Consider the following 13,788-nt stretch of genomic DNA (forward strand, 5'->3'; position numbering starts at 1 on the left):
CTACTCTTAGGCTGTAAAATCTAATTATGGGCCATTACGGCGATACTCTCAAATCGGTCCAGAATAGTGAATTATATAACAAGATGAGTCCGGAACCCATGTCTCCCGACCACGGAGCCGACGCGTTCCTCGCGCGGCTGGCGATAGAAGGTCCAGCACCGATCCTCACCGCAGAGGGTGCCACTGGAACCGTCGTGGCGGTAAACGAGGCGGCGACCGAACTGTTCGGCCGCAACCGCTCTTCGCTTATCGGGATGCACCAGACCGAACTTCACCCGCCAGAGACCGAGACGCGTCACCGTGAAGGGTTTCAGGCGGTCCAGAACGGGCGGAAAGAACACGTCCGTGCCGACGCAGAGGAGCCGGTGACGATTCTGCGTGCAGATGGGTCGACGGTGCCGGTCGACGTGAGGTCAACGACGTTCACACACGCGGGCACCGAGTATGTCCTCGGAATCTTCCAAGACGTTAGCGAGCGTATGGCGAACTTGGCTCGACTTGAACAGCAAGCGGCCGCGATGGACCTGACGACCTCTGGTATCGCGTTATTAAACGGTGATGGTGAGTACACGTACCTCAACGATGCTCACATCACGATGTTCGGGTACGACGACGCCGAGGAGCTACTCGGTGAGACTTGGCGGCAAATATACGCGGACGACGTCATCGAGCGGATCGAAACCGAGGTTCTCCCAGTTGTCGAGGAGACGGGGTCGTGGGACGGCGAGTTGGTCGGGGTCAGACGAGACGGTACGCCGATTACACAGCGCGTGTCGCTCGCACAGCTACCCGAGGGGGGAATAACTTGCGTTAATCTCGATCTCACCGAACAAGAACGCCGACTCCGTCGCCTTGAGAAGACACGTTCGCTCGCCGAAGAGCTGATGACTACAGACGATTACGAGGGCGTGATCGATACTGCGATCAAAGGAGTGACGGAGATTATTGATCGGCCGTTCTCTGGGTATTGGGCACACGAACCGGCTGGGACGGATACGGTGGCTCCGGCTGGAACTGCGGAGACTACCACCGACGTGCTCGTCCCGGTGTCTGTCTCCAGTAGCGCAGCGTCGATTGTCGAGGAGGCACCCCGATTCCGCCCTGGTGAATCGCTCGCGTGGGAGGTGTTCGATGCTGGGACGCCGGCATACTATCCGAATGTCGCCGCCGAGGTGGGCGTTCACAACCGGGAGACGCCGATCGGTACCGAATTTATTGTCCCTATTGACGACGATGGCGTGTTTCTCGTCGGGTCGCCGGAAACGGACAGTCTCGCCGAGGACGAACGCGAGCTCATTTTGATCGTCACACAGTACCTCCAGACGGCAATCGAGCTCGTCGCGCAGCGACGTCAACTACGTACTGCGCGCGACCGCATAGAGTCCGAACGCAATCAGCTCGAACGTGTCATGAACACAGTCCCCCAGCTGATATTCGCGAAGAACACAGACGGCGAATTCTTGCTCGCGAACGAAGCGGTCGCTGACGCGTACGGCACTACCGTCTCGGACATGATCGGTTCGACTGATGCTGACTACACGGCCGAGTCCGACGAGGTGGACGCATTCACCGACGACGATAGACGGGTGATTGAGACCGGCAAGCCGCTCCATCGCACCGAGGAGACACTGACCGACGCCGCAGGCAACGAACGAGTCTTAGAAACGTGGAAAATACCATTCACCCCGGTCGACAGCGATGAGGACGCAGTACTCGGCGTCGCCAACGATATTACCGATCTCACCGATGCGCGTGACGCGCTTGACCGGCAGCGGCGGCTGACGAACCTCTACGCCGTGAGCAGCCGTGTATTCAAATCAACGGATCCGGAAGACGCGTTCGACGCGTGTGTCAAGGCGGTCGCCGATGTGGTAACAGCTGACGAGCTCGCGATATACGACCGCAATACGTCAGAAGGGGAGTTGGTGCGGCTTGCGACTGCGGGAGACAACTCTGAATCACGTAGCCGACAGCGAATTCACCCGGGCGAGACGGATCTCTGGCGAGCGTTCACCGAGTCCGACACGTGCTGGCTCCCGGCCGACGCCGTTATCGACGCCGGCGGCGCGGCCGAGAAGCAGGCACTCGTCACACAGCTTGGTGATACGAGTCTGTTGAGCGTAGTCGTTGACGAACGGGATGAGACGTTGGAATCGTTCATTCGGGCGGTGAGCCAGCAGGTCTCGGCAGCACTCACACAACTCCGCCAGGAGACATCGATAGCGGGGCTCTCAAATGATGTCGCCATGACCCAGCGGCAAGCGGACCGCTACCAGAACCTGTGGGAGGGGATGGTTGACACCGTTGAAGCGATCGTGACTGCGGAGACATCGGCGGCAGTACGTGAGGCGGTTGTCGGCTTCGGCGATCGTGTGGCGGAGTACGCGTTCGTTGGCACGTATGATCCGGTCACAGAGCGAATTGACCCGGTCGAAGTGTCCGAGGCGGGTGGACCGGCGAAGCTGTACGAAAGCGCCAGGCAGGCGTTCCCCGCGATCACCGCTGCCTCACAAAACGAACCACAGCGTATCGTCGACGGACAAGCGACCGGAGGAGCTCACGGCGAGTGGCTCAACCGACTGCTCCATTTCGGCTACCGGGAATCGCTCGCGGTTCCGGTGAGCCATTATGCGACCGTCCACGCGGTCGCGGAGTTCATCAGTACAGATGCCGAGCGCTTCGCCGAACCAGAACGACAAGCAGTTGGTGCGGTTGCGGACGCCGCCGGAATGCGGCTGTCAACGCTTGAGTCCGCGAGCGCGTCGAACGCACCGATCGCCTTCGACTTCGAATGTCAGGATCCGTCGCCGCTCTTCCCGGGCCTCTCGACGTCCGGTACAATCGTCGTCGAACACGTCGCGCTAACAGGTAGGGAAAACTTTCACCTAACCGGTCGCGTCGACGGCTACACCGAGACCGCATTTCGTGACTACGTCGCGGCGACGCCGGGCATCGAACTCGACAGTATTGCCCCGACCGATAGCAGCGTCCACGAAATTACCGTGCGGATGAGAGATACACCAGACCGGTCGCTAGCCTCGGTTCGCGACGTACTCATGCGGACAGACACACAACTGAGCAGTGTCCGTTCCCGCCCGAACGCTGACGTGTTGGAGTTCTGGACCACGGACCCGAAAGTGATCGGTCGGGTCCGCGAGGAGCTGTCTACCGTCTCCGGTTCGTGTCAGCTCGTCTCGAAGCGCCATGTGTCCGGGTCATCCGGTAGACGCGACGAGTCCGCCGGGAATACAGACTTGACGAGCCGACAGCGGGAGATCGCCGAGACAGCGCTCCAAGAAGGATACTATGATGATCCGCGGGGTATCAACGGTGCCGATCTCGCCGACCGGTTCGACGTGTCCTCGTCAACGCTCCACCAGCATCTGCGCGCCGCGGAGTCGAAGATCATCCGCGGCTTCTTCGAGTGACGTATGTCTGTAGGCTACTACTAAGACACGGACATATTCGGTATCTGTTCTGCCTGCCACATATCTTCGGGCGTAGAAATAGTATGGATACTGAAAGAATAGAATGTATGAGTTCAGGATGGAATGACGCGCCGCGAATCTCGTCAAAGTGCCCTCAATACCGACCAGAACAGGTGAGATAGAATGAGTACTCAGCCGTCTGAGTTGACTATGATGGTGTACGAGTATCTGAACCGGTCCACTGACCCCGCCGCGACTACGACGAGTGAAAATCGTTCGTCATGGGTCGACTCTTCCGTCTACGTCGACGACTACGGGAACAAGCTAGTCGACCGGCTTCTCGCAGCGGAAAGGCACCCCGGTGAGACCTTCGAAACCGTTTTACACCCGTCTCCAGAGACGATCATACCGGCTTTCATCGCCGATGTCGCGGTCCGCTACGACGACATCGTTGGATTTGCTGCGCCAAGCTCCCAATTATATGATGACCTGTTTTACGCCATGTACGCAGCAATGACCGAGATAGGCGCGGTGTTGACGACGAAGTACCCACGCCATAAGGTTCGCTCGCGGCTCTCAACGATGGGCCCACTCGTCATTGATTCCACCCCTGGTGCCGAGACCGACGGCGTTGTTGACGTCGCGACTACCGACGCCGGACCGGTTCGGTGCGGTGACCTCACTTCACTTGGGGTCGCCGCCGAACGTGCGACGACGCAGCTCGCGACGGGTGATCGAACGGGAACGTTCGCGATCGCGACGTTGACGCAACTGCTAGCGCATCACGACCCGACTGCGCTTGACAGGTTCCTCCACGAACTGGTTGGCCAGTGGCGAAATCAGGACGTCGGCGGGCTCATCCACCTGCCACCAGCGAGCGACATCGACGGTTCCAGCTGGTTTGGGTCGGCACACTTCGATTACGTTGTTGAGATGCGAACCGGCGACGGCCAGATCGAGGCGCGAGTGTGTGGGAAGCGAGATGTTGCCCCCACATGGCAGGTGGTTGGCTCCGCGCCGTGCTCGGATAGTGAAGCATCGGCCCAAGCAGTGGAGCGACAGCCTTCCGGGATAGTCGATGAAGACGGCGGCGAGTCTACCCCGGAGTGAATACGGTGATATTACCCGACGAAGCCGCGCCACACTCCCGCCTCGATTGGTGGGTTTCGGATCGTTGACCCTCGTTGTGAGATTGCGCTTTGTTTATCGGCCTTTCTACACTTCTCGCGGTTTGTACACTACACCTACTAGGATATCTGCTCGGGTGCGACTAAACCCAGATTGCGGTTTGCTGACGACGTCGGAACGCGAAGCACGACTTCGGTACCTGTGTCGGTCACGTCGACGTCGATCTCTCCGCCGAGTACGGAGACTAACATCCGAATTAGCCAGATCCCGAGCCCAGAGCCGTGCTGTAACGGCGTCTCTTCGCCGGTGACGAGTACTTCCCGCTCGATATCTGGCATGCCAGGCCCGTCGTCGGTCACGACGATCTGGAGCCAGCCGTTGTCGACCTGTCTCACCGATACGTTGACGTACGGGTCTTCTCGGTCTCCTGCGGCCACCGCGTTCTTTATCACCTCGGTAAGTGGGTGTGTAAGCCATCGTGAGACAGTCTCGTCGGTCGCGTCGACAGAGACAGCGATCGTTGCGTCCGAGTAGTCATCCCGTACCGCCGTTGCGGCCGTTTCAGTGACCTCAGCGATGTTAACGGTCGACTCGTCGTGTGGTATCTCCCGTATCGCGCGATCAATCACCTGCATTTTGTTCGTAAGTCGTTCCCACCCGTCGAATATACGCGTCAGTCGGCGGAGATGATCCTGACGACAGTCAGCGTCCGGTTCCTCGGCGAGTATCGTCGTCCATCCCACGAGCTTGTTTAAATCGTTGCGGACGTTGTGTCGGACGACCCGCTGGAACACCTGTAAATGCTGTCGCTGTCGCGTCTTCACGGTGATATCTTTCCCCTCAACGGCGATCAGCGTGATTTCACCAGCGGCGTTACGAATCGGCTTGAACCACACCTCGATGCGTGCGAGACCATCTGGACCCTGTAGTTCTCCTTCGGTCTGGACGAGTTCACCGCCACCCGCGCGGTTGACCGCCTCACAAACCGTGAGTCCGTGGTTCGGGTCAAGGTCCAGCCACGGGAATTTGTCGATTGGTTCACCAACTATTGTCGACCGATCAACACCGATGCGTGCCACCAGCGTGTCGTTCACGTCAGTCACGATTTTGTTGGGGCGGACTAACGCGGTAAACTGGTGCGGGCTGTTAAACACTGCCTCCAGTCGCCGAGTGTACTTCTCGCGTTCAGAGATATCGATGAACAGCACATCGGTACCTACAACCTCGTCGTCGATGGTGCGCGGGATCGCCCGTAACAGACATGGGACCGTATCACCGTCCGTCGTCACGAGCATGCGTTCTGCGACGGTGAGATCGCCGCTAAGCGCGCGTTCGTAGCCGTCTGACTGGAGCGAATCAGTCGAGCTATCGTCATAAAACTCACTGAGCGGCTGTCCAACCACCGCCTCGCGCTCGTACCCCAGCGCGTCGGAAAACGACTGGTCACAGGCCTCAATGACTGCTTCGCCGCCAACGGCCCGAGTTTGAACGAACAGCAGCGGGCCCTGATCAAACAGTTTCGACGCCCATTTCACACGCTCGGAGCGCTTCGTCGCGTCTCGCCCCATCGCCAGCACACTGGCAGAGCTATTACCCGCATCACTCGCAACGGTGTGTAGATCTATCCACGTGACTTCGCTGTCATCCGCCCCGATTCGTATCGTCTCAGTAGCCGGGTCGCCGGTCTCGATCGGGCGCCGCAGGGCGTCAGCGGCACGCTCGCGATCCTCCGGGTAAACTATTGCTTGCCACTCGTCTATCGTTGTCGGGCTCGCTCCGACCGCCTCTCGTAAAGTGGCGTCCAACGTGACTGTGTTGGTACTGAAGTCCCACTCACCGATGCCCGTCTCCGTCCCGCTGAGAACGAGTTCTAGCCGCTCAGTCTGGTTTCTGAGCTCTCTGATCCGCCGTCGTTGCTCGGTAATATCGTGTTGAACCCCGATGTAGTTTGTCACGATTCCGTTTTCGTCTCGAACCGGCGTCACGGAGAGCTTCGCCCAGTACGGTTCACCCTCCGCGGTGTAGTTTCTCAGCTTAGTTGTTATCGGTCGCTCGGTTTCGATCGCCGTACGGATTCGCTTTGTCGTCTCCGAATCTGATCCGGGGCCCTGGAGGAATCTCGGGTTTCGGCCGAGAGCCTCTGACCGCTCGTACCCGGTTAGCTGTACAAACTCCTCGTTGACGTACACCAACGGGTTTCCCGGTTGGGTCGGATCCGTAATCTGGATGCTGATCCCTGCTTCGTCCAGCGCCCGCTCTTTTAATGAGAGCTCGCGTTCCCGCGCTTCACGGTCGGTCACGTCACGTACCGTACAGACCATTCGGGACGGGGCGACCATCGTCAGGGACAGCTCCGCCGGGAACGTCGTTCCATCGGGCCGACTTCCCGTTACTCGCCCCTGCCAGTGACCATCACGTTCGAGCGCGTCGAAAGCTTCCCTCTCGATCCGTGCCGCTTCATCCGCAGCGTATAGCTCTCGCCAACTTCGACCGAGCAACTCCTGTTTGCTGTCGAATCCGTACATATCGACGTGCGTCTGATCGATATAGACGTACGCCTCGTCATCGAGGATGGCGACGCCATCGGCGGCGTCCTCAATCGCTTGTTGAAACGCACCGATGCGAATCTCCGAGTCGATCTCGCTTGTCGGGTCACGGGTCTGGGAGCTAATACGATCGAGTGCCGCGGCGAGTAACCCTGCTGCTCGCTCGAGAACATCACGGACAGCGGCCTCGTCCAACGCGGTCGCGAGATCGTGGTGATCCCAGCCAACCGATAGCACACGCTCGGAATCGATCAGAACGAAAAGTTCCTGACGCGGAAGCCAGCGGTTATCATCCGGTGCGATTGGTCCGGCCACCCCGTCAGTTCGAACCGGCGCATCAGCCGTGAAACATCGCTTGATTAGAGCTGCGTCTGGTGAAGGGATTCGATCCGACCGACCCGTATGGCGTTCGGAACCGAACAACGGTGGGGACGGCTGTTCCGGCGAGTAAGCATTCTCAAGGTTGCTAGCATGCTCGTTGCGGTTCCGCCACACGGTAATCGCTGTGTCCCCCAGTGTGGTACGGATCGCATTCAGTGTCCGATCAATAGCGCCGCCTACTGTCTCTTCCCGGTTGAGATCGATGCCGAGGTTGAACAGCGCGTCATCGGTCATCTCGTCACAGCTGGTCATCTGTCCGTGTTACCAGCGGTTCAGTCGAAGACGGCTGAGCGGTCAGGTCGTCAATCGATGTCTGAATGGCCCAGAGCTGCTCTACCACTGCCCAGAACGGGTCGCCAAGTTTATTATCCGAAGTGTTGCTAGCGGCGGTCCAGACGTATTCTTCAGCCTCGGCGAGTGCCGCTGCCGCCACTTTGAGAGCCGCTTCGGTTGACTGTTGTGCGCGTGCGTCTGCTGACAGTCCATGGTGCGCTGGTCGTGAGCGGAACGTGTCTGCGTCGACGATCTTGATCCATCCGTCATGTGTAACAGTCACGAATACATCGCCGTATCGAAACGAAAGGGTCCCCTCTTCAATACGCGTTGTCGAACTATCTGGACCGCCAAACAGCAGGTTGATCGTGTCGGCGTTAATATATCTGTCGAGACGTCGAAGCTCTTTCGCATTTGTATTTTTAAACTCGGAGACAGCAGTGAATACTGCGTCGAGTGCTGACCGAGTAGTCGTCGGATCAAACCGGGTAACTAACGAGTTCGATTTCATAGGTCTGTAAACATACATAAATAGTGGATCAATATGTTTCGTTTCGCGGAACACTCCGGGTCTCATGGCCTATACCGGATATATACGTGTGCACAACTCTCGACAGACATCCGCTCGTACACTTCACGAGACAACCGCGATTATCGAACTAGTGACAGACTAACGGGCCTAGAGCGGAAACCCGCGTGACTCGATGGTCCCTTCGAGCCACGCGTTTTGCCTCTGACAGATACCTCACTTCGTCGATAGTGTCAACCTGGTCTAAGGGTCGACAGTGATCAATCAGTCGAAGAAAATTTATTTTCTTTGGCGGAACAGTCCGGTATCGAACAAAAGAATCGAATATTTGGGGGTGAGAATACCAGTAGACTGCTCTGTTGAATCCGCAGAAGGAATCGGGATCGAGTCGCTCTGTACCCGGTTCGGGAGCGCTGCCGAGAGAATTCAGAGATGGAATCTTAGCAGAGGGAGTGAGGATCGAGATCACTGGGTGGATCGATCCAACTCCTCGACGATGTAGAGCGAGATAATCGCCTCTTCAGCGATCGCGATCCCGGTGCCGTCACCGGATTCAACAGAGCAGATAAATCCAAATAATTTGCTAATAATCAAGTCGGATCGACTATCGGGTCCAAGAGTAGCGATCGACCACTCGTCGATAAAATCCAAATGACAGAGATAGAGTAAGTAGACCACTTTACTGTTAACCGCCTCAGAAATCACATGTACTGTTCTGACGACTCAACTCGCGACGAGCGTCTGTGAATGCGCTCTCTGTGTGAAGCGTACCAACTGGGGATTACTATTCGGAACAAGCTCAAAGAAACCGATCTCGTCACCGCGTTCGAGAAGCTCGATCATTCGATAGATGCTATCGAAGACGGGTATCCAGCGTGGCATCCTGCGCCGCTCTCCTTTCGCGCAATGGTTCTCTCGTTCGTGTTCATGGAGATAACGGGTGACTCATACGCCAACTTCACTCGACGACTCATCCGACAACCGGAAGTAGCGACTATTCTCGGCTTCAGTCGAGTGCCCGACGAATCAGCATTCTCTCGTGTGTGGCGAAATCGATTCGACGACGCGACCCACGAATACATCCACGCTGCCGCCCACTTCGTTGTCAAAGAATTCCATGATCGCAGCATCTCAGCGCCGGAGGTGCGGCCAAAGGCAGAGATCGTCGACGATACGCAAGAAGACGCAGACCCAGTCGAAGACAAATCCTTCTCACAGGACGAGATTGTCCAGACAACGCGCCTCGCGCGTGATCACGCCTATGGACACTTCGACTCTGGTCGGGCGTCGAACCTCTCGTACGAGGACACGCAATTTTTCGAGTTACAGACGTTCATGGGGATGGTCCGCTGTGGCACCTCGCAGGGAGCGACTCGCTTCCAATATCGGCGCGGGAAAGAGTACGGACCGCATGGTGATACCCACCTCCGCGCTGTCAAACAATTTGGCCCCGAAGAACTCGTGAGGGGATTCAACAAAACGACGGATCGCTTACTCTCGGTGATCGCCTCTGAAGCATCGTTCCGGCGTCCAGTCACAGCCGCGATCGACATCACGACTATTCCCTACTACGGAGAGGTCGAAGGAATGCCGATGGTCAGCGGGACCAAGGACAGAGACGGTCGAGCATTTAAATTCGCAACCCTCTCGATCATCGGGCAGAACATCCCGCTCGTTCTGGCGGTTGAGCCGGTTCGAGAGAGCTCTGAGTGGGATGAGAACCCGTCGAATCAGATCCATCGTACTGTGCGACGGCTCGTTCGACGAGCAAAAGAGCACGTTCCAATTGAGACAGTGCTGTGTGATCGAGAGTTTGACTCGATACAAGTGTTCCAGACGCTCTCAAACCTCGATGTGAACTACCTCATTCCGAAGCGGGTCTCCAGCTCCGAACGGGATGTACTCGAACAAATGGAGGAAGACGACCAAGAGGTGGCCGTTGAGTCAGCTTCTGTCCATGTGGAATCTGGATCGCATCCAATGCGGCTCCTGTACGTGCCGTCGACGAGTGGGGAGGGGACAGCCGTCTTCGCGACGAATCTCCGAGTGGGACCCGATGAGGCCGAGGCGTTCTGTAAACGGTATAGTCGCCGGTGGCAGATCGAGAGCGAGTACAAATCGATTAAAGGTGACTTTCTCGCCAAGACCTCCTCGAAAGACTACCGCGTTCGCTTGTTCTATTTCGTGTTTGCCGTACTCTTGTACAATATCTGGCGGCTCACCGACTTCCTGCTGAAGGCGGACGTTGACGGCGAGATGGACTACGCACCTGTGATTACTGCGGGTGAGTGTGTTGAGCTCGTTGCCTCAGCATTGATTCCACACGACTAACCCGCTAAGATCTCGCTGAGTCTGCCGTTCGGGAGTGGCAACTCTATTCAGGAGCGCTAAAATCCATACAATTTCGTACGCTTGTCCGGTAGTTCAAACTCAGAGATTTAAAAACGGTCCTTGAGTGGTGAGAATAACCATGAATAGATGGCGATTCAACCCAAAACTAGCTCATCCTCCGAGACTGTGAACTTCCCTCCGCGGGAGAAATTGATATAGCGATATACAATACAAAATGTGTCCGTACCGCTTAGATAGGCTCTCGAAGCCGATATCACTCGATAAGCACTCACAGACTCACATGTTCGCAAGATCTGCTTACTTTGTCTTATCTCAGTAAGACAGAGTAAACTCTTAGTGACCCCCACCCGTGGCCCCAAACGAGCCAGATCCAAAACTATGCCCGACGCTTCCCCACACAGTCGCTCCGTCCGGATCGTCGCGTCCGCAGCGGTGGTCCGACGACACAACCCCCACACTCCGGAGGCCCAATGAGGGGCCGTCGCTCTGTCGAGACGCCGATCGAGGACACGTTCACGAAGTATCTCACGGACAAGGGGAAGGGTGACGCCGGCGAGGAGGGTGCGTATCGAACGGACGCCGAGCGCGAACTGAATCGATTCCGACGCTGGTGTCTCGGCAAGACGGCTGACTCAGCAAATGCGTCACCGCCAGAATCGTGGGCCGGCGTCGTCGACAACGACACAATCCGGTTCGCGGACCTCGACACCACGGTCTTCTCGGACTACGCACGGTACCTCTCGACCGCCGGATACGCCGCCGGGACCGTCCTCACCTACTACGCACACGTCGCGTCGTGGTGCGGATGGGCGCACGCGCAGGGGTACATTCCCCGACACTACGCCCGGGAGTCGGACGCCGAGGACCCTCTTCCCGAGAACGACGGTCGCCGACCGGGCGACCAGCAGGCGTGGGAGCCGATCCACCGCGACCTGATCACGCAGTTCGTCGATCGACGAGTCTCTGAAGCATTTGACGAGCTCGGCGCTATCGAAGTCTCTCACGCCGACCGGGGCGACCCGGAGAGCGATACGTGGCAGGCCAAACAGCGAGCCCGATTCAAAGCGTACCAGCGGTGTCGCGAACAGGCGCTCGTGTACGTCGTCGCCTACACGGGCCTGCGCGGCTCGGAGTTCCTCTCGGCACCGAAAGAGGACCGCGAGGGCCGCAACGGGATCCGTTGGTGTGACGTATCGTTCGCGGACAGCAGTGTGACGGTATTTCGGAAGAGTCGCGAGTGGAAGGAGGCCTCGCTCCCTGAGCCCGTCATCAAACCGCTAAAACGGTACGCCGAGGTGCTAGACGTCCCGGAATCGTGGCCGGTATTCACGACGCTACACCGGCCGTCGCTCGCGAATCACGTCACCAGGGGGCTAGGTGGCGTCGGCCTCAACGACGACGCGATTGAGCGCGTCCGAACAGGCGCCCCCGACCTGATCGTCGCTGCCGAGCACGACCTCGACGCGCCGAAGCCGCTTACTACGGACGGCGCACGCTCGATCATGGAACGACTCTGGACACACGACGCGCTTGCCGAGCGTCGCGACGAGCTAGACCTTTCACTCGACGGCGACTATCTCGAACTTCACGGTGGACGCCGCGGCGTCGGAGAAGTGCTTGTTCGACAGTTCGGCTACGCCGCTGCAGCCCGGTATCTCGACAATAGCGAGGAGCAGGTCCGCGAGGCCTACCAGCACATCGAGGCGGCTGAGCGCGCCGACATGGCGACAGAGGCATTCTCACAGACAGACCAGCGGGTGAATGAAAAATAACCTTCTCGAAAGTCGAGTTGTGGATTGCCCGGCAGCCGAAGTGACACAAAATACGAGATATGCAGTTCTCGTCGGTCGACTATTTCAGGCAGTCATATGTACAAAGAATAGGAGCTCAATAGAGCCGGCTCAATCAAATTCAGGGACAAAATCCTGGTCGCGTTAAGTTAGAGGATGAGGCGGACAATTTCTGAGTGTCTATGCCAGAATTCGGCCGCCTCAGCGAACGTATCACGTGGATCGACTTGCCGTTTGTGGAGCGAGGTCGAACGCCTCGCTAGGCGATTGAACTAGGGCTCCGCTGTCATTTGGTCGGTATGTCACTTCGTGAGGCAAGTAAACATCTTGAACTGTTTGGGATCGATCGGAGCTACGTTGCGGTTCATAACTGGGTTCATAAAGCCAATCTACAGCCGATCTCAACCGTCTCCGAGAATCAACTCGCGGCTGACGAGAAGATGATCCGCCTCCACGGCCAGCAGTTCTGGCTGTACGGCGCGGTTGATCCACAGACGAACGGGATCCTCCCCGTGAGCCTCTTTCCAACCACAAATAAACAGACGACGCGATAGTTTCTCACCGAGCTACACCGGCGCTATCAGCTCGATAACGTGGAATTTCTCGTCGATGACGCAGACTATCTTGGCTCAATCCTCGCTGAAGACGGCTATCGATTTTAAGTCATTCGGCATGGAAGTTAGAATGCCATCGAACGTGTCTTTTGAGAAATAAAACGACGAACATCTTCGTTTGCGAACAGTTTTAGCAATGTCGCGTGAGAGACAGCTCAAAACTGGCTCGAAGCCTTCGCCGTCTACCACAATTCACGTCAAAATTAACACGACCAAAATCCTCACCGAGTTCATCAGCGAGATCGCCACCACGAAGCCAACTGATTTGCTCAGTGTCGAATCCATATTGAGGGAGCAACGATTCAGCTGCTTCACCAAGTGGAATGTCGTTCGTTACGAGAACAACCCGATCTGCAGTATCAGTCAGAAGCAGTTCAAGCGCCAATCCGACCATTTCTGTGTCCGCTTTTTCGATGATATCTTCTGATCGGTTGCTGGAACTCGCAATGAAACTCCGTGCTTGATCCATCACTGTTGAGATATCCGAGTTCGAATAAGATGGACTTTCGGTGACTTTCATCCACCCCTCTTCAAGTGCTTCGTCAACGGCGTAATCACCAGTTGTGTACTCATTTAGAGATCGATCTCCAGTTACTTCTGCATACACTTGCGGCGAAATACGGAAGACGGTTTGACGCTGGCGGGCTTCTCGGGCAAGCGCCTGAAAGCGTGTACTTTGACGCCGGCCGCAACTGATGAGGACAGAAGAATCGATGAACACGACAGTGTCGTCATATTCCATTCTGA

The 13,788-nt window shown here is 57.2% G+C and carries 7 protein-coding genes and 1 pseudogene; 5 read left to right on the plus strand and 3 right to left on the minus strand.

The window, feature by feature from the left end:
* The first annotated feature begins 98 nt into the window (after nucleotides 1–98).
* Both EXE52_RS13840 and EXE52_RS13845 read left to right on the plus strand, forming a co-directional pair.
* A complete protein-coding gene (locus tag EXE52_RS13840; RefSeq protein ID WP_158413998.1) occupies nucleotides 99–3,428 on the plus strand; it encodes a PAS domain-containing protein in 3,330 nt (1,109 codons plus the stop codon).
* 210 nt (nucleotides 3,429–3,638) lie between these two features.
* Nucleotides 3,639–4,538 carry a hypothetical protein gene (locus EXE52_RS13845; protein ID WP_137703749.1) on the plus strand — a complete coding sequence of 300 codons (900 nt, stop codon included), beginning with the start codon at nucleotides 3,639–3,641 and terminating at the stop codon, nucleotides 4,536–4,538.
* 137 nt (nucleotides 4,539–4,675) lie between these two features.
* Here EXE52_RS13845 and EXE52_RS13850 read toward each other — a convergent pair whose 3' ends face one another.
* Complete coding sequence (locus tag EXE52_RS13850; RefSeq protein ID WP_137703750.1) at nucleotides 4,676–7,735, minus strand: PAS domain-containing protein; 3,060 nt, start codon at nucleotides 7,733–7,735, stop codon at nucleotides 4,676–4,678.
* Complete coding sequence (locus EXE52_RS13855) at nucleotides 7,722–8,321, minus strand: HalOD1 output domain-containing protein (RefSeq protein WP_137703751.1); 600 nt, start codon at nucleotides 8,319–8,321, stop codon at nucleotides 7,722–7,724. The genes EXE52_RS13850 and EXE52_RS13855 overlap by 14 nt, the downstream gene beginning before the upstream one ends.
* Before the next feature lie 711 nt (nucleotides 8,322–9,032).
* Here EXE52_RS13855 and EXE52_RS13860 point away from each other — a divergent pair.
* The 3 genes and pseudogenes from EXE52_RS13860 to EXE52_RS13870 all read left to right on the plus strand — a co-directional run bounded on the left by EXE52_RS13860 (nucleotide 9,033) and on the right by EXE52_RS13870 (nucleotide 13,188).
* Nucleotides 9,033–10,616 carry a transposase gene (locus EXE52_RS13860; RefSeq protein WP_137703752.1) on the plus strand — a complete coding sequence of 528 codons (1,584 nt, stop codon included), beginning with the start codon at nucleotides 9,033–9,035 and terminating at the stop codon, nucleotides 10,614–10,616.
* A gap of 491 nt (nucleotides 10,617–11,107) precedes the next feature.
* Nucleotides 11,108–12,409, plus strand: coding sequence for a site-specific recombinase (locus tag EXE52_RS13865; protein ID WP_137703753.1), 1,302 nt, complete (start codon nucleotides 11,108–11,110; stop codon nucleotides 12,407–12,409).
* A gap of 284 nt (nucleotides 12,410–12,693) precedes the next feature.
* Nucleotides 12,694–13,188: pseudogene (locus tag EXE52_RS13870) on the plus strand (IS6 family transposase).
* Here EXE52_RS13870 and EXE52_RS13875 read toward each other — a convergent pair.
* On the minus strand, nucleotides 13,172–13,783 hold the full coding sequence (locus EXE52_RS13875; RefSeq protein WP_199239155.1) for a hypothetical protein: 612 nt from the start codon (nucleotides 13,781–13,783) through the stop codon (nucleotides 13,172–13,174). The pseudogene EXE52_RS13870 and the gene EXE52_RS13875 overlap by 17 nt on opposite strands.
* Nucleotides 13,784–13,788 lie beyond the last annotated feature (5 nt).

The organism is Halorubrum sp. CGM4_25_10-8A, from assembly GCF_005435025.1.
In the GTDB taxonomy this organism is placed as follows: Archaea; Halobacteriota; Halobacteria; order Halobacteriales; family Haloferacaceae; genus Halorubrum; species Halorubrum ezzemoulense.